Annotated in this window: 21 protein-coding genes, 1 other RNA gene and 1 riboswitch; of the genes, 3 read left to right on the top strand and 19 right to left on the bottom strand. The window is 54.4% G+C overall.

Annotation, left to right across the window (positions count from 1 at the left end; all coding sequences use genetic code 11):
* Positions 1 to 9 precede the first annotated feature (9 nt).
* From flgEL to lfgB, 4 genes are read right to left on the bottom strand one after another with little or no spacing between them, the layout of a single operon-like run.
* A complete protein-coding gene (gene flgEL, locus GWQ27_RS16655) occupies positions 10 to 1245 on the bottom strand; it encodes a lateral flagellar hook protein FlgEL (RefSeq protein ID WP_275907813.1) in 1236 nt (411 codons plus the stop codon).
* Positions 1246 to 1263: 18 nt separating this feature from the next.
* A complete protein-coding gene (locus GWQ27_RS16650; RefSeq protein ID WP_275907812.1) occupies positions 1264 to 1959 on the bottom strand; it encodes a flagellar hook capping FlgD N-terminal domain-containing protein in 696 nt (231 codons plus the stop codon).
* A 3-nt stretch (positions 1960 to 1962) separates the two neighbouring features.
* Complete coding sequence (gene flgCL / locus GWQ27_RS16645) at positions 1963 to 2388, bottom strand: lateral flagellar basal body rod protein FlgCL (protein ID WP_155602501.1); 426 nt, start codon at positions 2386 to 2388, stop codon at positions 1963 to 1965.
* 2 nt (positions 2389 to 2390) lie between these two features.
* Positions 2391 to 2780, bottom strand: a complete 390-nt coding sequence (gene lfgB / locus GWQ27_RS16640; protein ID WP_155602502.1) for a lateral flagellar basal body rod protein LfgB — start codon at positions 2778 to 2780, stop codon at positions 2391 to 2393.
* Between the two features lie 57 nt (positions 2781 to 2837).
* Between lfgB and lfgA the strand changes: the two genes are divergently transcribed.
* The 3 genes from lfgA (at position 2838) to lfgN (ending at position 4424) form a co-directional block, all read left to right on the top strand.
* The gene (gene lfgA / locus GWQ27_RS16635; RefSeq protein WP_275907811.1) at positions 2838 to 3632 is read left to right on the top strand and encodes a lateral flagellar basal body P-ring formation protein LfgA; all 795 of its coding nucleotides are present in this window, start codon (positions 2838 to 2840) and stop codon (positions 3630 to 3632) included.
* A 76-nt stretch (positions 3633 to 3708) separates the two neighbouring features.
* Positions 3709 to 3984, top strand: a complete 276-nt coding sequence (gene flgM, locus GWQ27_RS16630; RefSeq protein ID WP_212539596.1) for a flagellar biosynthesis anti-sigma factor FlgM — start codon at positions 3709 to 3711, stop codon at positions 3982 to 3984.
* The gene (gene lfgN / locus GWQ27_RS16625; RefSeq protein ID WP_275907810.1) at positions 3981 to 4424 is read left to right on the top strand and encodes a lateral flagellar protein LfgN; all 444 of its coding nucleotides are present in this window, start codon (positions 3981 to 3983) and stop codon (positions 4422 to 4424) included. The genes flgM and lfgN overlap by 4 nt, the downstream gene beginning before the upstream one ends.
* Before the next feature lie 3 nt (positions 4425 to 4427).
* Here lfgN and lfiJ read toward each other — a convergent pair whose 3' ends face one another.
* The 15 genes from lfiJ to rnpB all read right to left on the bottom strand — a co-directional run bounded on the left by lfiJ (position 4428) and on the right by rnpB (position 18671).
* On the bottom strand, positions 4428 to 4844 hold the full coding sequence (gene lfiJ / locus GWQ27_RS16620; protein WP_212539594.1) for a lateral flagellar protein LfiJ: 417 nt from the start codon (positions 4842 to 4844) through the stop codon (positions 4428 to 4430).
* Between the two features lie 9 nt (positions 4845 to 4853).
* The gene (gene lfiI / locus GWQ27_RS16615; RefSeq protein ID WP_275907809.1) at positions 4854 to 6185 is read right to left on the bottom strand and encodes a lateral flagellar FliI-like assembly ATPase LfiI; all 1332 of its coding nucleotides are present in this window, start codon (positions 6183 to 6185) and stop codon (positions 4854 to 4856) included.
* Complete coding sequence (lfiH, locus tag GWQ27_RS16610; protein WP_275907808.1) at positions 6178 to 6870, bottom strand: lateral flagellar assembly protein FliH; 693 nt, start codon at positions 6868 to 6870, stop codon at positions 6178 to 6180. The genes lfiI and lfiH overlap by 8 nt, the downstream gene beginning before the upstream one ends.
* 12 nt (positions 6871 to 6882) lie before the next feature.
* Entirely contained in the window at positions 6883 to 7911 is a 1029-nt protein-coding gene (gene fliGL, locus GWQ27_RS16605) for a lateral flagellar motor switch protein FliGL (protein WP_125608544.1), read from the bottom strand.
* Complete coding sequence (gene fliFL / locus GWQ27_RS16600; RefSeq protein WP_275907824.1) at positions 7898 to 9640, bottom strand: lateral flagellar M-ring protein FliFL; 1743 nt, start codon at positions 9638 to 9640, stop codon at positions 7898 to 7900. Before fliFL ends, fliGL begins: the two co-directional genes overlap by 14 nt.
* 17 nt (positions 9641 to 9657) lie before the next feature.
* Positions 9658 to 9984 carry a lateral flagellar hook-basal body complex protein LfiE gene (gene lfiE, locus GWQ27_RS16595; RefSeq protein WP_005314292.1) on the bottom strand — a complete coding sequence of 109 codons (327 nt, stop codon included), beginning with the start codon at positions 9982 to 9984 and terminating at the stop codon, positions 9658 to 9660.
* A gap of 12 nt (positions 9985 to 9996) precedes the next feature.
* On the bottom strand, positions 9997 to 11373 hold the full coding sequence (lafK, locus tag GWQ27_RS16590; protein ID WP_275907807.1) for a lateral flagellar response regulator transcription factor LafK: 1377 nt from the start codon (positions 11371 to 11373) through the stop codon (positions 9997 to 9999).
* Between the two features lie 143 nt (positions 11374 to 11516).
* Positions 11517 to 11604, bottom strand: a riboswitch (cyclic di-GMP riboswitch).
* 196 nt (positions 11605 to 11800) lie between these two features.
* Entirely contained in the window at positions 11801 to 13876 is a 2076-nt protein-coding gene (gene lfhA / locus GWQ27_RS16585; RefSeq protein ID WP_275907806.1) for a lateral flagellar biosynthesis protein LfhA, read from the bottom strand.
* A gap of 3 nt (positions 13877 to 13879) precedes the next feature.
* Positions 13880 to 15016 carry a flagellar biosynthesis protein FlhB gene (gene flhB / locus GWQ27_RS16580; protein ID WP_059112788.1) on the bottom strand — a complete coding sequence of 379 codons (1137 nt, stop codon included), beginning with the start codon at positions 15014 to 15016 and terminating at the stop codon, positions 13880 to 13882.
* Positions 15013 to 15795 (bottom strand): lateral flagellar biosynthetic protein LfiR, encoded by a 783-nt coding sequence (lfiR, locus tag GWQ27_RS16575; RefSeq protein ID WP_275907805.1) that lies wholly within the window; start codon positions 15793 to 15795, stop codon positions 15013 to 15015. Before lfiR ends, flhB begins: the two co-directional genes overlap by 4 nt.
* A complete protein-coding gene (gene lfiQ / locus GWQ27_RS16570) occupies positions 15792 to 16061 on the bottom strand; it encodes a lateral flagellar biosynthetic protein LfiQ (RefSeq protein ID WP_005314303.1) in 270 nt (89 codons plus the stop codon). Before lfiQ ends, lfiR begins: the two co-directional genes overlap by 4 nt.
* A 1-nt stretch (position 16062) precedes the next feature.
* Positions 16063 to 16797 carry a flagellar type III secretion system pore protein FliP gene (gene fliP / locus GWQ27_RS16565; protein WP_275907804.1) on the bottom strand — a complete coding sequence of 245 codons (735 nt, stop codon included), beginning with the start codon at positions 16795 to 16797 and terminating at the stop codon, positions 16063 to 16065.
* Positions 16797 to 17174 carry a lateral flagellar motor switch protein LfiN gene (gene lfiN, locus GWQ27_RS16560; RefSeq protein WP_042867894.1) on the bottom strand — a complete coding sequence of 126 codons (378 nt, stop codon included), beginning with the start codon at positions 17172 to 17174 and terminating at the stop codon, positions 16797 to 16799. The genes fliP and lfiN overlap by 1 nt, the downstream gene beginning before the upstream one ends.
* A 7-nt stretch (positions 17175 to 17181) precedes the next feature.
* Positions 17182 to 18057 carry a lateral flagellar motor switch protein LfiM gene (lfiM, locus tag GWQ27_RS16555; RefSeq protein ID WP_212539586.1) on the bottom strand — a complete coding sequence of 292 codons (876 nt, stop codon included), beginning with the start codon at positions 18055 to 18057 and terminating at the stop codon, positions 17182 to 17184.
* Positions 18058 to 18284: 227 nt separating this feature from the next.
* Positions 18285 to 18671: RNase P RNA component class A (rnpB, locus tag GWQ27_RS16550), an RNA gene on the bottom strand.
* Between the last annotated feature and the right edge of the window lie 56 nt (positions 18672 to 18727).

Below are 18727 nucleotides of genomic sequence, written 5' to 3'. Positions count from 1 at the left end.
CATCAAGCCTTAGAAGGAGTTGAAGAGAACCTGAGTCATCTTGTCAGCTGAGCTGATGGTTTTGGCGTTGGCCTGATAGTTACGCTGGGAAGTCATCAGGCTGACCAGCTCACCGGTCAAGTCCACGTTGGAGCTTTCATAAGCCCCCGCGGTAAGTGAGCCCATGGTCCCGGTTCCTGGCGCTCCCAACACTGGCTGACCTGAGCTGAAGGATTGTTGCCAAGTGGTGTTGTTGGTTTGCATCAAGCCATTCGGGTTGGTGAAATTGGCCATCACCACCTGCCCTTGCAGCAAACTCTGACCATTGGTGAAGGTGGCATACACGCCACCATCGGTATCTACCTTGACCCCGGTCAGATCTCCGGCAGCATACCCATTGGATTGGTTGCGGGTTGCGTTGAAGTCGGAGGCATACTGGCTGACACGTGCGACATCGACGGTGAGAGTAATATCATCTGCTCCTGGCGCGGCCAACGCCAGCTTGGGCATAACGGTAGGCGACTCCAGCATGCCGTTGGACTTGAACTTTAGTGTTGTAATGGCTTCTGGTGTTGGCGCAGGTGTTGGTGCCAGAGACCCATCTTTATTTAGAAGCTGACCATCAAAAGTCCCATACACATTCCATGTGTTCTCACCGGTTTTGACAAAATACTGAGAGACTGTGTGTTCAACCCCCAGCGAATCATAAACCTTGCTGGATTGTGAATAGCTGAAACTGTCTGATTTGGCAGGATCAAAGGGATGGGCGGCCTGATCAATGACACTGGCATCTGCCTTGAGATTGGCGACGAACTCCAGCTGGTCAGATGCCTTGGCTGGCAAGCTGCCTGCCTTGACCTGAATATCGCCAACCACGCCGGATTGCAGCTCACCTGCATCATTGGTGGTATATCCTTGCAGACGAGTGCCATTGGCTGTGGTCAAATAGTTGCTGGCATCCCGTTGAAACATACCCGCACGGGTGTAGGAAGTCTGGCCATTGCTATCTTTCAGCACAAAAAAACCACTACCAGAGATGGCCAGATCCAATCCTTTACCGGTACGCATCACATCGCCATTGCGGTCAAAATTCTGGGAAACGTTGTTCATCTCGACACCACCAGCCTGCCCGCCACCATAGATGGCGGCAAACTCGGCACGGCTCGACTTGAAACCAGCCGTGCTGGCGTTAGCCACGTTGTTACTGATAACACTCAATTCCTGGTTCACGGCGCGCAGGCCGCTCAATCCGATACTGAAAGACACAATTTCGCTCCTATCTGATTACGCCGACTTACCAAACTGGATGGCACTGAAGAGAGGCACATCACCCACTCCAGCCACCTGTAACATGATCTCACCCGTGCCGGGCAAGGTGACACGCTCGACCTTGCTGGCCACAAAATTCTTGGATGTGGTCACCACACCATCGAGAGAGGCTTTTACCTCGAAGCTGTATTCACCGGCAGGCAAGGGAGGCAATTCATAATCGAGCCCCCCAGCCTTGCTATCACCCCAATTCTTGGTCGCAACCAGGGTCCCATGTTCGTCATACACCTTAAGCTCAACTTGATCCGCAGCGCCGGCCAGCTCAATCTGCCCACGAATCCCCTTTTCGGCGCTCTGGGTCAGCGTCTTGCTGGGAACCATTACTTCCTTGTCGATCAGATCCGTACTCTGCAATACCTGCTGGGTGTCCATCATATTGATCGACTTCTGCTGCAGGACTTTGAGGCTCTCAACCCCTTCCACCATGCTGAACTGCGCCAGTTGGGTGACGTACTGGGCACCATCCAGTGGATTGGTCGGGTCCTGGTTCTGGATCTGGGCAACCATCATCTGCAAGAATTCGTTGCGCAATTGCATGCCACCCTGGGGGTTCTGGCCTGCAGCCGCACTGTTGGGGGCGATATCGGGTGTAGCAACACGCTGACTGGTGCTACGTGCAGTATCCAGGCTACTCACCTGAGGCAGGCTCATGACTTATACTCCCTGGCCCAAGCGCAGCAGACCTTGCTGCATGCTATTGATACGATTGATCACTTCGACCGAGGTTTCAAAACCGCGCGAGGCGCTCATCATGTCGGCCATCTCTTCAACTGCATTGACGTTGGAGTAGTAGACGAAGCCATCCTGATCGGCCAAGGGATTGGTCGGCTCCAGGCGTTTATCCACCTGGCGATCAGACTGCACGATTCCGGCGATCTGTACCTGAGCTGCCCCTAGCGAATCAGCATCCTGTATGCGTTGATACAGCGTGGAGAACACCGGCTTGATGGCACGAAACGCGGCATCTTCACTGCCCGCTGCACTGTCCACGTTTGCCAGATTGGAGGCCACCGTATCCAGACGTACGGTTTGTGCACGCATGGCACTGCCTGCGATGTCATAGATTCGATTAAACGACATGATTAACGGCCCTCGATCGCTTTGGCGATCCCGGTAATTTTCATATTCAGGAAGGTGAGACTGGTCTGAAAGTCGGTAGCATTATTGGCAAACTTGCTTTGTTCAACACTGAGTTCGGCGGTATTGCCATCCATGGAAACCTGATAGGGAATACGGTATAGAGGATGTTGCATATCATTGGCCATGATGCCCTGACTGATGGCGGCACTCGCATCTCCCGTCGCAACTTGCTGCGCGACACGCCCCAAGATCGTCTTATAATCGACATCTCGGGCCAGATAGCCAGGGGTATCCACATTGGCCAAGTTCCCTGCCAGAATGCGTGCCCTATCCGCCCGCACATCCAGGGCATAAGGGTGTACACCAAGAGCGCTGTCAAATGAGATACTCATGCTTCATCCTTCTATGAATCTGTCAGACCAGTGCATCCTTTATCAAGACTCATGCCAATGATGAATATCCTTTATTCCCGCTGGTTACAGCATCAACAGTGGCTGATGACACTGATAAAAGGGGAAGTATTGTTTCCTGTATGGAAGCGTATTGGCCTACTGGGCCTGCTGATGCTGTCATACCCGCTGCAAGCCGTACCAACTGACTTGTCACGGTATTTAGAGACCCGACTGAAAGAGGATGCCAGTGACGCGCTGAATAGCTATTTGCAGCAACAAGGCTGGTCAGCACCTGAGGCCGACTACCAAGTCTGGATCTCCCCAGCGGTGACCCATTTGCCACCCTGTAGGCAAGCCATTCGTCTACAAGCAGGAGGTCAATATCGGCAACCCTGGGGGCGGCGTCCCTATCTGGCTGAATGCACGGAACCCGCATGGCAACTAAGGGCTCGTGTCGAAGTGACGCTCATGTTGCCAGTGTGGGTGACGGCACAAGAGATCCAGAAAGGCCAAGCCATTCGTGCCGGAGATCTCGTCGAGAAATCTCTTGATATCAGTCGATTGCAACGCGGCTTTGTTCCAAGCTCCGAATCTCTTGTGGGGAGCAAGAGCACTCGGAATCTCAGGATGGGTCAGTTGATTGGTGAACTGGATTTACAAAAGGCTTGGGCCGTTCGGGAAGGGGAGGGAGTACTGATCAGAGCCGGCCTCGACGGTTTTTCCGCAACCACCCGCGGCAAAGCATTGGCAAACGGCGCCATTGGTGACGGCATTAAGGTAAGAAATATCAGCTCAGGCAAAGAGATTCAGGCCTGGGTGATTGAGAAAGGTGAAGTCGAAACCCGTTTTTAACCCAAAGAGCTGGTTCGATTTAAGTTAGGCTGGCCTTGGGTCGCTTGTCAGAGATAGACCATCAGGAATTGACGTTATGAAAATCACACGCACCGACCCGCTCTATGTTCAAACCCAGTTGCAACGAAAGCCGGAGTCTACGACCACACAGCCACAAGCACGCGCCAGCCAGGCTGATGCCCAGATAAGCACCACTGCGCAGTTTGTAAACCAAGCAAGGGCGCAGCTTGCAACGACATCGGATGTGGATATGGAGAAGGTGAACCAGATCCGCCAAGCCATCAGCGACGGAAAGCTCGAACTCGATATGGATGCGCTGAGCCAAGCCATCCTGGATATGCATCGTCGATGAGCATGGATCCCAAGCTGCGGGTCAAGCAGTTGATCATCGGTGTCCAGCAAGATTGTGGTCGCTACACCGAGCTGCAACAACAGCTGCTACGCCAACACAGCCTGCTGGCCGCTCATGATGTCAACGGGCTGGCTGAACACAATCAGCGGCAAACCCAGCTGATGGCAGCAGTTCAGCAGCAGGCACAACAACGCTGTCAACATCTGCTCGCGTTGGGATTGAAACCGGACGAAAAAGGGATGGCGACACTGATCGCAAAACTGCCAGTCAATTTGCAAAAAAACGTTGCCAGCCAATGGCAACAGCTTGAGCAGCTGCTTCAGCAATGCTTGCGCCAGAATGAACTCAATGGTCGCCTGCTGGCCGGGCAGATCGAGACAATCAATACGCTATTGGGACAAGAACAACCCTATGGCAAACTGGAAAGCTTCCCAGACTAATTCTTATCCTTCTCTCAGCACGCGATGACGCAGACTGGATAACTCATCCAGCTGTCGCTGTTCCCGTGATTCCTGCTGCTGACGCTGGGCCAAGTTACGCTTATCCAGCAACAGTTCCAATCCTTTGACCCGACCAAATTGCTTGAGTACCTGACCTTCGTGGTGCTCCAAATCCAATCTGGCCAAGGCAGACTGCTGTACTTGGTGAACCAGCAGATGGCGCAACTGCCCCTCCATCTGCTGCTTGTTCTGCCACAGCAGGGGATGAAATGTTGCCGAACCGGTACTCAGAGAGCTGATCACATCTTGCAACCTCAGTGCCCTCTTCTCTTCTCGCATGGCCTCTTCTCGCAGACGTTGGCGCTCCTTGCCCATCACCTCCAACGCATCCTGCTGCAAACCAAGATAGGATTTCAACATGGCGGATCCTTAAGACTTTCCGAGCACTTGCTTCAGCCCTGTCATCACCTGGACAAAAGGCGTCTCCTCATGGATACCCTGTTGCAGGAAGGCTGCGATGGCAGGGTAACGCTGTACCGCCTCATCCATCTGGGGGTCAGCTCCTGGCTGATAACCGCCCAATGGCAGCAGCTCACGCACCTGTTGATAACGCCCCCACAACTGCCGCAGTGTCACCGCCAGCGTCTGCCATTCGGCCGGGACAACCTGTGGCATGACTCGGCTCACGGAGGAACCTATATCGATAGCAGGGTAATGTCCCTCCTCCGCCAAGCGGCGAGTCAGAACAATATGGCCATCAAGAATGGCGCGGGCCGCATCCACCACTGGATCCTGCTGGTCATCCCCTTCTGCCAAGACTGTGTAGAAAGCGCTCAGAGAACCGTCCTGGTGTATGCCATTACCCGCTCGCTCAACCAGCTGGGTCAGCATGCTGAACACTGACGGTGGGTAGCCACGGGTAGCAGGCGCCTCCCCTATTGCCAGCGCAATTTCGCGCTGAGCCTGCGCATAACGGGTCAAGGAGTCCATAAGCAACAACACATCCCGCCCCTGCTCACGGAAGTACTCGGCGATACGGTGACACAATTGTGCCGCACGCAGACGCATCAGCGGAGATTGATCCGCAGGGGCCGCCACGACGACAGCGCGTGCCAACCCTTCCGAGCCCAGGCTGTGCTCGATAAATTCGCGCACCTCCCGCCCTCGCTCACCAATCAGTCCCACCACCACTATCTGCGCGGTCGTATTACGGGTCATCATGCCCAACAGCATACTTTTGCCAACTCCGGAACCCGCAAACAGGCCCAGGCGCTGTCCCTTGCCGACCGTCAACAGACCATTGATGGCACGTATGCCCACATCAAGCGGCTCGCGCACTGGCGTGCGCAGCAGCGGATTGGGAGGTGAGGCGAACAGAGCAACACGCTCACCTTCATCTCGTAACGGACGGCCATCCAGGGGTTGCAACAGACCATCGACCACACGTCCCAAGAGATGCTCACCGACCTGTATTGTCTCTTCACCATCAATGGGAAGCACACGTGCACCGGCATAGAGGCCACTCATGGGTTGCAACGGCATCAGGTAGGAAATATCCCGGTTGAACCCGACTACTTCGGCCAGCAGTGGTGTCCCTGTTGCCGTATCAACTCGGCAACGCTGGCCCATCACCAGCTGACAGCCAACCACCTCCAGCGTCAAACCTGTGACTCGAACCAGCCGGCCATAACGGCGGAAACTGGGAACATCCTCAAAACTGTCCAGCGCTGAAGTGAGCGCCTGTTGCAGTGCTTCATGCATCCTGTGGCAATTCCAGCGTACTGTTTAGCTGCTCGATACAAGAGGCGAGGCGCTCGCCTGTATTGACCTCGATTACCGCAGCCCGCGTCTCTATACGGGCATCACCCACACTCAGTGCGCTATCCACCTGCAATGGCCATCCCTCACAACGGGTAACGCCTTGCTCAGCCAAACGCTGGCGATCTCCCTCACTGAGATAAATCACCAGCTCTTCTGATGCAGCTGGCAGACTCGCCAAGGCTTGCTCCACCTGATTGAGTACCTGCTGGGGATTGAGGGTAAATTCAGCCTGGATCACTCGTTTCGCAACCTGTGTCACCAGCTGGGCAACCAGCTCTTTTTGTTCCTGCATACGAGAACTGGTCAAGGACTCCCATTGCGCCTGCAGCTTGGCAAAGGGAACCAGCGCCTGATCGAACGAGGCACGCCCTTCGGCCAGTCCCTGTGAAAAACCCCGAGTTTGCCCCTGCTGCAGCCCCCTGGCTTCCCCTTCAACGAGACCACTGGTCAACCCTTGCTGATAGCCAGTCTGATACCCTTCATCATGGCCTTGCTCCAAACCCTGTTGATAGCCGAATTCGAACTGCTCCTGCTGACTCTGCGCCTCTTCTCCGCTTTGCCCCAACGAAGGAAAACGGTAAAGACGAGTGGCGCCCGTCGCCAACTTGCGGACATTGTGACTCATGAACGCCTCCTGTTAATTGACGGTAGGCTCTTCGAACAGCTGGAATTCAACTTCACCCTGCTCCACCAATTCGCGGACAAGTTGCATGACCTCTTCCCTAGCCTGCTCAACCTTGCGCAAGGAAACGCTGCCCTGCCCCTGGATTTGAACATCCAGAGCCTGGGCCATTCGTTTCGGCATGGCCCCCAACACCACTTTGCGGAAGCTGGCTTCGGTATTTTTCAGCGCCAACGCCAACAGATCGCTGGGCAGTTCCTGTACCAGACGCTGTAGAGTTTCATCAGATTGACGACGCAACGCCATGAAATCGAACATGTTCTTCTCGATTTCCAGCGCCATGTCGCCATCGTGCTCCCGTAACAGGGAGAGCATCTGCTCCTTATCGCCCTGATAACGGTTCAAGATGTCGGCAACCTGTCGTACGCCATTTACCTTGGCTCCGGACTGATCCGCCACATAGGCTAGGCAGCGGTCCAAGGTCAGGCGTAGCTCACCCAACACGTGTTCACTGACACTATTCAGGCTGGCAACCCGCACCAATAGATCGTCGTGGACAGAGCCAGGCAGAGCATCCAGTACGGCGGATGCAGTTTGAGGTGGCAAGAACGCCAGCAGAACTGCCTGCATTTGCGGATGTTCATTACGGAAGAAGCGGGCCAGCACATCGGCAGGAACCCATTGCAAACGCTGGATATCCTGGCTCATCACATCGCCATACAGACTGTCAAGCAGGCTGCGGGATAGCCGCTGTCCCAGTGCGAGATCCAGCGTCTGTTCCAGATACTCCCGGGAAGCGCTGCCAATCCCGCTCTGCTCACGGTACTGATTGAAGAACTGCTGCAAAGTCCACTTTGCCTCCATCGAGGTGACGCCAGACAGACCCGCCATCTTGGAGATGAGTCGCTGCACTTCGTCACGGGAGAGTTTCTGCATGACCTTGGCTGCCGCCTCTGTGCCCATGCTCAACAGCAAAATCGCTGCTTTTTCCAGATTATCGATGTCGATATCGACGGCATTTTGGTTCAGATTAACGTTGTTCATTGCCACTCACCCATGATCTGACCACTTCAGCTACCCGAGCGGTGTCCTTCTCAACCAGCAACTGCAGATGCTGAAGCTGTACTTCCAGTTCGGAACCCGGCTCTGGCAATGCCTCCAGATTCAAGGAGGAGAACTGGGGTTCCATCTGATTATCTGCACGGATCAGACCATTATTCATCATCGGTGCCGTCAGGGCGGCATCGTCATCACGCCGCATGGAGAGACCCACAGTTGGTTCTTGCGGTTCGTCCTGCTCTTCGGTTGGTTCCTCATCAGGCAACTGCTGGGTACGCACCAAATGCTTCACCAATGGACGAATCCCGAAGAACACCAACGTCAGGCCAAGCAGGCCACCGACCAGATAACGTAATGAGTCTTGCCAATAAGGTGTTTCCCACCAACCCGATTCAGGAGGAACAATCGGCACAGCACCGGTAAAGTCGAAGACTTGCAGGCTGATCTGATCGCCCCGCGCGTTATCAAATCCGACCGAGCGCTCCACCATCTGACGGATTTGCTCCAGTTGTTCTGCACTCCAGCCATCCTTGGGCGCACTTTGCTGATTTAGCAAAATGGATACATTCATCTTCTCCAGCCGGCCCTGTTGATAGCGGGTATGTACTATGGTCCGGCTGTTTTCATACTGTTTGCTGACCTCTTGCCGCTCGGTACGAGAGTCATTTTTCTGGGTATCCGTGTTTGCTTCTGCCTGATTCTGAGCGGGTTGCTCATTCTTGGGGGTAGTCTCAGGTGGGCGATTCGACAAGGCACCAGGAATCCCAAGTGCCAGTGCGTCTATGGTTTTATCCGACTTGGTGGACTCTTTGGTAACCACCCCTTGCGGATCCAGCTGCTGCTGGGTCTCTTCTACTGCATTGAAGTTTACATCGGCAGCAATCTGTACTCTGAAATTGCCCGTACCCAGCATGGGATAGAGCATGTCGCTGGCACGCTGGCGGATGTATTGCTCAAGCTTGCGCACATACTCCATCTGCTGCACGCTTTGCTTGCCGAAACCAGCCTTGTCACCCAGCTCGGCGCTGAGCAGCTGACCCGCCTGATCTACGATTGTCACAGCGCCCGGCTTCATGCCCGAGATGCTGCCGGCCACCAAATTGGCGATTGCCTCTACCTGCCCAGGTTCCATTGTCTGACCCGGCTGCAGATCCATCATCACAGAGGCACTGGGTTTTTCTTCATCACGACCAACAAAGAGGGTTCGCTTCGGGATCGCCAGATGAACGCGAGCGCTACGTACCGCATCAAGCGAAATAATGGTTCTCGCCAGTTCCCCTTCAAGAGCATGCCGATAGCGAGCACCCTCCATAAACTCGCTGGTACCAAGGCCGGTGACAGTATCCAGCCCTTCCAGACCAGAAGGCATGGCGGCCCTGACACCTCTGGCCGCCAGCGCCATGCGCACATGGGCAAGTTGGCTCTCGGGAACCAAGATTTGACCCGAGCTTTTTTCCAGACGGAATGGCACTTGTTCTTTCTCCAACATCTCCATGATGTTGGCAGTATCGTAAAGCTCCTGTTTTCCATATAGAGGCATGTAATTCTTGCTGGAAGTCCACAGGATCACGACGATCGTACCCGCCACAATGGCCGCTAACAGCGCGATAGTCAGAATGGATTTATTGTCGCGAGAAAGACTACGCCAATTGCGCAAGCCTTCCTGGACTCGTGTTCTGAAGGAATCCGAAGCCCCTTGTGGGGACGTTACCAGTTCAGTCATCACTTACCTCAGAGTGGCATACGCATAATGTCGTCAAAACCGGTCATCAGCTTGTTTCGTACCTGCATCAGGGCTGAAAAGCTGAGGCCCGCTTTTTGGCTGGCCACCATGGCACCAACCAGATCATCGCTCTGACCCGCATCGACGGCCGTCATCAGTTTTGAGGCTATGTTCTGCTGCTCGTTGACTCGACCGACGACATCGCGCATGGCATCGGTGAATGACACATTCGATGCATCATTTAATTCGATGGAAGGGGCTTGGTTGGCGACTCGCTGCATCTCCTGCATCTGCTGCAGGAGCGTCACCTGTGATGACATCATTTCAATCTTCACTCGGTTATCCCTTTAGTTTTGAATCTGCTGCTCAATATCTATGCCCTGCTCACGCATGGCCGCCAGCTTGTATCTCAATGCCCTGGTCGTCATTCCAAGGGCCTCTGCTGTGCGGGTCCGATGGCCGCGAAAGCGGCGCAGGGTCTCTAGTACAAATTGAAATTCTGCATACCGACGCGTCTCACTCAGTCCTTCCGGGGAGGAAAACGCTTCCGGTAACGCATCGTCTGACTCAATGGTGTAACTGGGTAGCATCAAATCGACTGCCTGAATATGCAATCCGCGAGCCATGATTAATGAACGTTGCATGACATTATCCAGCTCCCGGACATTACCAGGCCAACCATACGCCAACAGCTGCTTACGGGCATTTTCACTCAAACGATAGCCTTGCTGAGGTGCGTGCCGCTCGATGAAATATTCGGCCAGTGGCAGTATGTCATCCGGGCGCTCCCGTAGCGCAGGCCAACTCATGGGAAGCACGTCGAGGCGATAAAACAGATCTTCCCGAAAATGGCCCATGGCAACGAGAGTCCGTATATCCTTGTTGCTGGCAGCGATAATCCGCACATCCAGCGTAATAGTTTGGTGACTACCGAGCCGCTCGACTTCCTTCTCTTGCAAAACACGCAGCAGTTTGGCCTGAAGCGACAACGGCAACTCAGAAATTTCATCGAGTAGCAGCGTCCCCCCCTGTGCCAGCTCAAATTTGCCCGGTTGAGTACCTGTCGCCCCAGTGAACGCCCCCTTGTTATGGCCAAACAAGATGGACTCGAGCATGGATTCCGGAATAGCGGCGCAGTTAATAGCGATAAAAGGCTTGCCAGCACGATTGGACATATCGTGGATATAGCGAGCCAGTCGCTCCTTGCCCGTTCCCGATTCCCCACCAATGAGGATGGTGGCGGACGTCTTGGCTGCACGACGGGCAAGTTGCAGCACCTGCAGGCTCATGGCGGAGGTCGCAATCAGATTGGGAATGGATTGGCGCAGGCGCAACGCTCCCCTCACCGCATCGAGCATTTGCTGGCAGCCAAATGGTTTGACTATATAGTCAATAGCCCCTGCCCGCATGGCTTCTGCCGCGAGATAAGCCTGCTGTTCATTCACCAGAATGACGCAGTCGACATCGCAGAATTCATGCACTAATTGGGGACCAGCCTCGGTCATGACATCCATATCGAGCAAGATCAGAGCAACTGAGTTATTGGCGAGAATTAATTTAGACTTCTTGATCGAATCAACGCAGGAGACAGCGTATCCCTGCGCCAACAATATCCCCTCAATATCGTTTCCATTTGATAACGAAGGTCTGATCAATAACAAATGAGGAGTGCTCTCAATACCAATAGGTCTTGAGTTTTTCTTGATAGATAAATCCGAAAGCATATGAACCCGAACCCGTGATTGTTGACAAACCAACCAACCAACAGAACTGATGTGTCAAAAATAAAAGCGCACCATGCTAGAAATGGCACCTCTAATGGGCGTCTCATTTATGCAGAGAGTGGTATCAAGGCGGTAACAATCGCCTTGGTAACCCCGCTATCATTAGCATTACTGCTATTAGACCGGAGGCTTTGCGTCCTGACTTTTCAGTTCAGTTTGCCTTTATCATGCGACTGTCCGTATTGGGACAAGACAGCTCCACCTATCCGGTGATAGCTGTCTAACACATGTGAATTGTTATATTTGTTATTTATTTTTAACACTTTATGCGTCAAAAACAGTCACATCATAACGGCTTCCAATGACAATTCAAGTAGATATGCGGAATATCAACTTCCCGTCACCCCATAAACATGGCAGTTCAGCTTCAGCCTAATGTTCCAATAACCTCCACCCTCAGATCTTCTGGAATTTCATTATAAGAGAGCACTTTGAGACCCTTTGAAAAGGAGCGAGCATATCGTGCTATCAAGGGCCTGAGCTGCGGCATCACAACCAATACCGGAGCATGGCCTTGCTGTTGCAACTGCTCTTTCACCAACGGCATATTTTGCTGCAACTGTGCCAGCAATTGAGGATCAACCGGGAAGCTGTCTAGCTGGATCTTGCCCTGCTGCTGGGACTGGTTCATGGCGGCCAACAAAGTCTGCTCCAAACGGTCATCCAGGGTAAACGCGGCCAAAATATCGCGCGAACCTATTGCCTGTCTGACAATCTGGCGTTTCAAGGCACATCTGACATCAGATGCCAACAAGACAGGATCCTTGGTCAATTCGCTCGCATCCAGCAAGGTGGTAGCAATGGTTCGAATATCGGTGAGGCTTATCTGCTCCTTGAGCAATTGTCGGAAAACCCTCAGTTGCTGCATCTGGGTCAGCGCCAGATTAAGTTCTTCTGCCAGACGGGGTGACTGGGTAGCCAGATATTGGCCCAACTTGCCCACCTCATCATGGCCAAACAGAGAATCAAGCTGCTCTCTCAACAGCTTGCTGGCATGAGTGGCGATAACTGTCGCGGAATCGACCACGGAATAACCTAGGTTCAAGGCCTTGGCCTTGTTCTCCGGCGAGATCCAGACTGCATTCATACCATAGGCGGGATCCTGGGTCAGCTCACCATCCAAGACTCCATACGTATCTCCACTGCTGATGGCCATCAGTCGCTGACAGTCGACGTTACCAGCCGCAAGTGCCACACCGGACAACTTGATCCGGTATTGATCGGGTTGTAACTGCAAGTTGTCACGCACCCGGATCTCGGGTAACAGGAAGCCATATTGCTCGGACAGGGTCTTGCGAATACCCCTTACCCGGGCAAGCAGTTCGGCCCCCTTGTCCGCTTCTGCCAAGGGCACCAGCCGATAGCCCAGCTCAATGGCGACCGCATCGACAGGAGGCAGGTCCTGCCACTCCAGTCCCTGTGGCTCGGACTGCACCATCTGGCGTGTCAGCTCCTGGGCTGCATCAAGGTCAGGATCATTGACCCGACGCTTGCTGACACTCCAACCTGCCCATGCCAGCACTGCGGCAAAGCTGAGAAAAGCCAGCATAGGCATGCCAGGGACCAGACCCAGGATCAGCATGATGGCCGCGGCGGTATAGATAACCCGCGGCGATGCCAAGATCTGCTGACCCACCTGATCCGACATCTCGCCTTCATCGCTGACTCGAGTCACTATGATGGCGGCGGCGGTAGACATCAGCAAAGAAGGGATCTGGGCGACCAGGCCGTCACCTATGGTGAGCAGGGCATAACTCTGGAAGGCCTCGGCAACCGGTAGCGAGTGCTGGAAGATACCGATCGCCAAACCACCGAGCAGGTTGATGATCAACACCAACAAGCCGGCGATGGCATCCCCTCGCACGAACTTGGACGCGCCGTCCATCGCACCGTAAAAATCAGCCTCCCTGGCTATCTCCTCCCGCCGCGCACGTGCCTGATGCTGATCCATGGTGCCGGCATTGAGATCCGCATCGATCGCCATCTGTTTACCAGGCATAGCATCCAGGGTGAAACGAGCGGATACCTCGGATATCCGCTCGCCACCCTTGGTGATCACCACGAAGTTGATGATCATCAGGATCACGAAGACCACCAGACCGACGACATAGTTACCGCCGATGACCACTTCCCCGAAGGCCTGAATAACCTTACCGGCAGCCTCATGCCCCTCGTGACCATGCAACAAGACGACGCGGGTAGAGGCAACGTTGAGCGACAACCGCATCAGGGTTGCCACCAGCAACACTGTGGGGAAGACGGAGAAATCGAGTGGGCGACGGGCCGAGACCGAAACCAGCAGTACCAGAACCGCCAACACTATGTTGAACGTGAACAACGCATCCAGCAGCCAACCGGGCAGAGGCAAGATCATCATGGCCAGTATGGCCAGGAGCAGCATGGGGATCGCGGTATAGGATTGGGTCAATACACGCCAGTTCACAACTTACCTCTCAGGTTGACGTAACTCGGGCGGCACATGCAAAGGGGCAAGAGGAGTAGGTTTTTTCCCCTTGCCTGCCGCATAGGCCCGTAACTGCAATACATGGTTCAGCACATAAGCCACTGCGGTATAAAGACCCGCAGGCACTTCTTGGTCGACCCGGGTGGAGTAATAGATGGCCCGGGTCAGATCCGGCAGACTCATGACCATTTTGTCGTGCTGCTTTGCGACCTGGCGGATCCGTTCCGCCATGCCGTCAACCCCTTTGGCAATCACGTAAGGGGCATTTGCCCGCTCCGGATCATATTTAATGGCCACCGCATAGTGGGTCGGGTTGACGATAATCACATCTGCCTGTGGTACACGCTGTTCGATACGAGCCCGGGCAAGCATCCCTTGTACCTGGCGGATCTTGGCCTTTATCTCAGGCCGCCCTTCACTGTTTTTGTGCTCATCCTTGACCTCTTGCTTGGTCATTCGCAGTTGCTTGCTCAAGGACCAACGCTGATACGGCACGTCCAGTACTGCAATCAGCATCTGCACACTGCCAAGCAAAATAAATGCCTGAGAGAGGATCCGCAGCGCTTGCTCCATCGCGGCCTGGGGAGGCATGCGGTTCATCATCATCAGCAAGGGCCATTGGTGTTGCAGCATCAGTGCCAACGTTGAGCCAATCAGCAGGATTTTGAGCACTGACTTCAGCAGTTCCATCAGGCTGTGAGTTGAGAACATCCGCTTGAGCCCCTTGAGCGGATTGAGCTTCTCTGCGCTGGGTAGTAATTTCTTCCAAGTCAGCACCATGCCACCTGGCACTATGCTGAGCAGTACCAGCAACAACGCCAGAAAACCGAACAGAGGTAGCAGCACCCACAACATGCTGAGCAGGGCTTCAGCCGTCCAGTGAATCATCATTTGCGGATCACGGGCACCTTGCCAGTCAAAGCGTTGAGGACGTTTCATCAACTCAGCAAAGAAGTGGCCAAAGCTGGGCACCATCCATTGCATAGCTAGGCCCCCCAGCAGCAACAGCCCGGCGGAGCTCAGCTCCTTGGAGCGCGCTATCTGTCCCTCTTCCCGCGCCTTGCGCAGTTTCTGGGAAGAGGCCTCTTCAGTTTTATCCTGGGCGCTATTCTGACTCATAACGGGGTCAGAGCCCTGAGTTGCTCCAGCACATGCGTCACCAAGTCAAGATAGCGGGCCGGTACTCCACTGATGGAAATAGCCATGGTCACCAACCCGAGCAACAAGGTCATGGGAAAACCCAGCGAAAAGATGTTCAGGGATGGCGCAGTGCGGTTCATGACCCCGAAGGTCAGGTTGACCATCAACATGGCCACCACCGCTGGCAAGGTCAGGATCAATGCGGCACCGATACACCAGCCAAACAAACCTATGACCCCCTTCATATCCAGCAAGTCGAGCGAAGATCCAGGTGGCCAACTGCGCAAACTCTGTACCAGCACATCCAGAGTGACCAGATGACCATTGAGCCCGAGAAACAACAGTGAGCAGAAGATAAGCATCAGCTGGCTGACGATAGGAGCAGAATCCCCGTTGCTGGGATCATTCATCACTGCCATCGCAAGGCCCATCTGCATGGAGAGGATCTGCCCAGCCATGGTCATGATCATGAACAACATCTGGACACAGAGTCCGAACAGCAGCCCGAACAACAGTTGCTCCACAGTCAGCACCAGGGCGCCGGTGCTGAAAGGATCGACCACTGGCATATCTTTTAACATGGGAGCGATCAACAGGCTGACAATGAAGGCGAAGAGCAAACGCACTTGTGGCGGGATCCGACCATCACCAAATACCGGCATAACCCAAAATGCGGTGGCAATCCGGATGAATGGCCACCACCACTGCCCCAGCCAAGCCGTCAGGTCGGCAGCACTGAGAGACAGCAGGGAATTCATCCAATAAGCCCGGGTATCTTCAGAAACAGATCGTGGAACAGGGTCGTGATTTGGGAGAGCAACCAGTTGCCGGTGAAGATGAGCGTCATCAAGGTAACCAGAAAACGTGGCAAGAAGCTGAGTGTTTGCTCCTGGATCTGGGTAGCCGCCTGAAACACGCTGACGACCAGACCGACGATCAGGCTCGGTACAATCAGTACCGAAACCATCACCACCACCAGGTTAACGGCACCACCAATGAGCGCCACACTCTGCTCTGGTGTCACGTCAGCCTCCACTACCAAAGCTAGCTGCGAGGGTACCTACCGTCATGGACCAGCCATCCACCAGCACGAACACCATCAGCTTGAATGGTAACGAGATGATCAGAGGCGAAAGCATCATCATCCCCATCGCCATCAGTACGCTGGCAACGACCAGATCTATCACCAGAAAGGGGATAAACAACATAAATCCTATCTGGAAGGCCGTATTCAGTTCACTCAGCACAAAAGCAGGCAACAAGACCCCAAACGGGACCTCGGCCTTGGTGAGGGAGGTGGGCTCACCGGAGATCCGCAGCATCTGTTCCAGATCCGGTTCGCGGGTCTGCGCCAGCATAAAATGACGCAAGGGCTTTTCAGCCCGAGCAATCCCCTCCGACAGGCTAATTTCATTCTGGTCGTAAGGGATGAATGCATGCTGATACATGTCAGTCCACACAGGGCGCATGATCACTATCGTCAATATCAAGCTGATGCCTATCAGTACACGATTGGGAGGGCTCTGCTGCAAGCCCATCGCCTGGCGCAGAATCGCCAGCACTATGATGATCCGGGTAAAGCTGGTCATCATGAGCAATAGCGTCGGAAGGAGTCCCAAAAGGGTCATAAAGAACAGGATCTGCAACTTGATGTTGTAGTCCTCCCCACCTTCCGCCCCCGGTAAAACCGAGAACAATGTCATGTCTGCCCCCCAACTGGGCAGCGCACACAACAGCAGAGCAAACAGCAGGTGGCGCATCAGTCGTCCATGCCACCCAGCAGATTGGTGTCGATCACATCCACCAGACGCAGACCATATTTACCATTGACCACAACGACTTCTCCCTTGGCCAGCAGGCGGCCATTTACCCGGACGTCAAGCGGCTCACCAGCCAATTTATCGAGCTCGATAACAGCCCCTTCTTCTACTCGCATCAATTCCCCCAGCGAGACCTCGGTACTGGCCACTTCCAGCGTTACCTTGACCGGGATCTGGCGAAAGAAGGAGAGATCCCGCTGCTTGCTGCTACTGGTGGGAGCCATATAGTCTGCCGCACTCGGCATGCTGATATCATCACCAAACAGTTGATCCAGCCCATCCAAATCCAGCGGGTCATTCATAGTGTGCTCGTTCATAATTCGATTATTCCTCTACGACCGTCGCGACCTGATAAACCAGGCTGCCTTTATGTTCAGCGATACGTCCACTAAAGCAGGGACGGTTACCAATCAGGGCTGGCATCACTTCCGGTAAATCCAGCGAAAGCACATCGCCCACCTTGAGACACTCCAGATCGGCCAGCGTCATGGACAACTGCCCCATCACCACGCGCAAACGTGTGGGAATGTGTGTCAGTGCCTGCTCCAAGGCGCCATCTTGCAAGGTGTGCCCTGCCGCAGGACCTGTACTCTCAGCGGGTGGAACCAGCCACAACTGCCAACCATGGGAAAAGCTCCCCACCGTCAGGGTGGCAGCGGCCATCCACAGTCGTGACGCCGGGAGTACATCACGTGTAATCAAAGTCAATTGCCACTCGAGATCACCCAGCCCCAGGCAGGAAGACCAGATGTCGACCTGATATTGGCAAAGACGCAACACCAGGCGTTGCTCGGTATCCGTCAATCCTTTGCTATGAGAGGCGGTTTCTCCCTGATTGCGTAAAGAGCCGCCGAAGAAAAGCACAGCCAAACGATAGATAACTGAAGGGGATATGGAGAAATAAGCGACCCGTTGGGTATCAAGCGGACTACGGGCCTCAACCCAGATCAAGCCATCATCATGTTCCGGGGATTCAACGGCGATGAACTCCTGATAAGCAAGCTCGCAGTCAGCGCTATTAAACAACTGAGCCATGCACCCGGCAGCCTGCTGGGAAAAGGTCCCCAACTGGGCATTTACTTGTTTGAGTCGCTCCCGGTCTGCTCGTTCGCCCCCCAGAAGATCATAATGGGGAAGGGTTTTGCCCCGCTCAGCACAAAGCAACCGAGAAGGTGTGAGCATTACGCCGCTTGATGACATTAAGAATCCACCTTAGCCATTTTTATCTCGCCTTACTGCCACAGAGACATCTATCAGGCCAGCCATGTGATCGGTACAAATAGTCCAGCCGACATAGAGCGACCAGAATGGGCGAGAACTTTATTACAAAACCCTGAAAGGCGCCACGAGACAGTCTGGCAACCCAAAAATAAAAATCCCGGCACCTGTTGGTGCCGGGATTTTAAGGTACTTGCATACCTTGAAGAGGTCGGAGTCGGCCTGTAAGCCGGGTTCTGTACCGGGTTGCCCCGGGTAGCAATCATTCCTCTAGGCCAGCAATCGCTTGCTGGCTCAAGCAACCTACCCGCCCCCAACGCGGGCCGCGCCAATAGGGGCCTATTTGGTCTTGCTTCGGGTGGAGTTTACCGTGCCACGAACTGTTACCAGACGCGCGGTGCGCTCTTACCGCACCCTTTCACCCTTACCTGATCCCTTGCGGGCCATCGGCGGTTTGCTCTCTGTTGCACTGGTCGTGGGCTCACGCCCCCCAGGCGTTACCTGGCACCCTGCCCTATGAAGCCCGGACTTTCCTCCCCTCCGCCCGTCTGTCCCGAGGGACACAACGACGAAGCAGCGATTGCCCAGCCGACTCCGAGGCGCGGATTATAGCCTCGTGACACTGTGGGGTAAACCGGCAATTCCCGTTTAC

Source organism: Aeromonas sp. 5HA1, from assembly GCF_029237245.1.
GTDB lineage: Bacteria > Pseudomonadota > Gammaproteobacteria > Enterobacterales > Aeromonadaceae > Aeromonas > Aeromonas salmonicida.
Note: the sequence above shows the minus strand (reverse complement) of the source record. Positions and strands in the feature narration are given on the sequence as shown.

Excerpts from the sequence above, each read along its gene's own strand:
- GWQ27_RS16650 (WP_275907812.1), bottom strand. The coding sequence starts at position 1,959 with ATGAGCCTGCCTCAGGTGAGTAGCCTGGATACTGCACGTAGCACCAGT.
- flgCL (WP_155602501.1), bottom strand. The coding sequence starts at position 2,388 with ATGTCGTTTAATCGAATCTATGACATCGCAGGCAGTGCCATGCGTGCA.
- lfgB (WP_155602502.1), bottom strand. The coding sequence starts at position 2,780 with ATGAGTATCTCATTTGACAGCGCTCTTGGTGTACACCCTTATGCCCTG.
- lfgA (WP_275907811.1), top strand. The coding sequence starts at position 2,838 with ATGATGAATATCCTTTATTCCCGCTGGTTACAGCATCAACAGTGGCTG.
- flgM (WP_212539596.1), top strand. The coding sequence starts at position 3,709 with ATGAAAATCACACGCACCGACCCGCTCTATGTTCAAACCCAGTTGCAA.
- lfgN (WP_275907810.1), top strand. The coding sequence starts at position 3,981 with ATGAGCATGGATCCCAAGCTGCGGGTCAAGCAGTTGATCATCGGTGTC.
- lfiJ (WP_212539594.1), bottom strand. The coding sequence starts at position 4,844 with ATGTTGAAATCCTATCTTGGTTTGCAGCAGGATGCGTTGGAGGTGATG.
- lfiI (WP_275907809.1), bottom strand. The coding sequence starts at position 6,185 with ATGCATGAAGCACTGCAACAGGCGCTCACTTCAGCGCTGGACAGTTTT.
- lfiH (WP_275907808.1), bottom strand. The coding sequence starts at position 6,870 with ATGAGTCACAATGTCCGCAAGTTGGCGACGGGCGCCACTCGTCTTTAC.
- fliGL (WP_125608544.1), bottom strand. The coding sequence starts at position 7,911 with ATGAACAACGTTAATCTGAACCAAAATGCCGTCGATATCGACATCGAT.
- lafK (WP_275907807.1), bottom strand. The coding sequence starts at position 11,373 with ATGCTTTCGGATTTATCTATCAAGAAAAACTCAAGACCTATTGGTATT.
- flhB (WP_059112788.1), bottom strand. The coding sequence starts at position 15,016 with ATGAGTCAGAATAGCGCCCAGGATAAAACTGAAGAGGCCTCTTCCCAG.
- lfiR (WP_275907805.1), bottom strand. The coding sequence starts at position 15,795 with ATGAATTCCCTGCTGTCTCTCAGTGCTGCCGACCTGACGGCTTGGCTG.
- fliP (WP_275907804.1), bottom strand. The coding sequence starts at position 16,797 with ATGCGCCACCTGCTGTTTGCTCTGCTGTTGTGTGCGCTGCCCAGTTGG.
- lfiN (WP_042867894.1), bottom strand. The coding sequence starts at position 17,174 with ATGAACGAGCACACTATGAATGACCCGCTGGATTTGGATGGGCTGGAT.
- lfiM (WP_212539586.1), bottom strand. The coding sequence starts at position 18,057 with ATGTCATCAAGCGGCGTAATGCTCACACCTTCTCGGTTGCTTTGTGCT.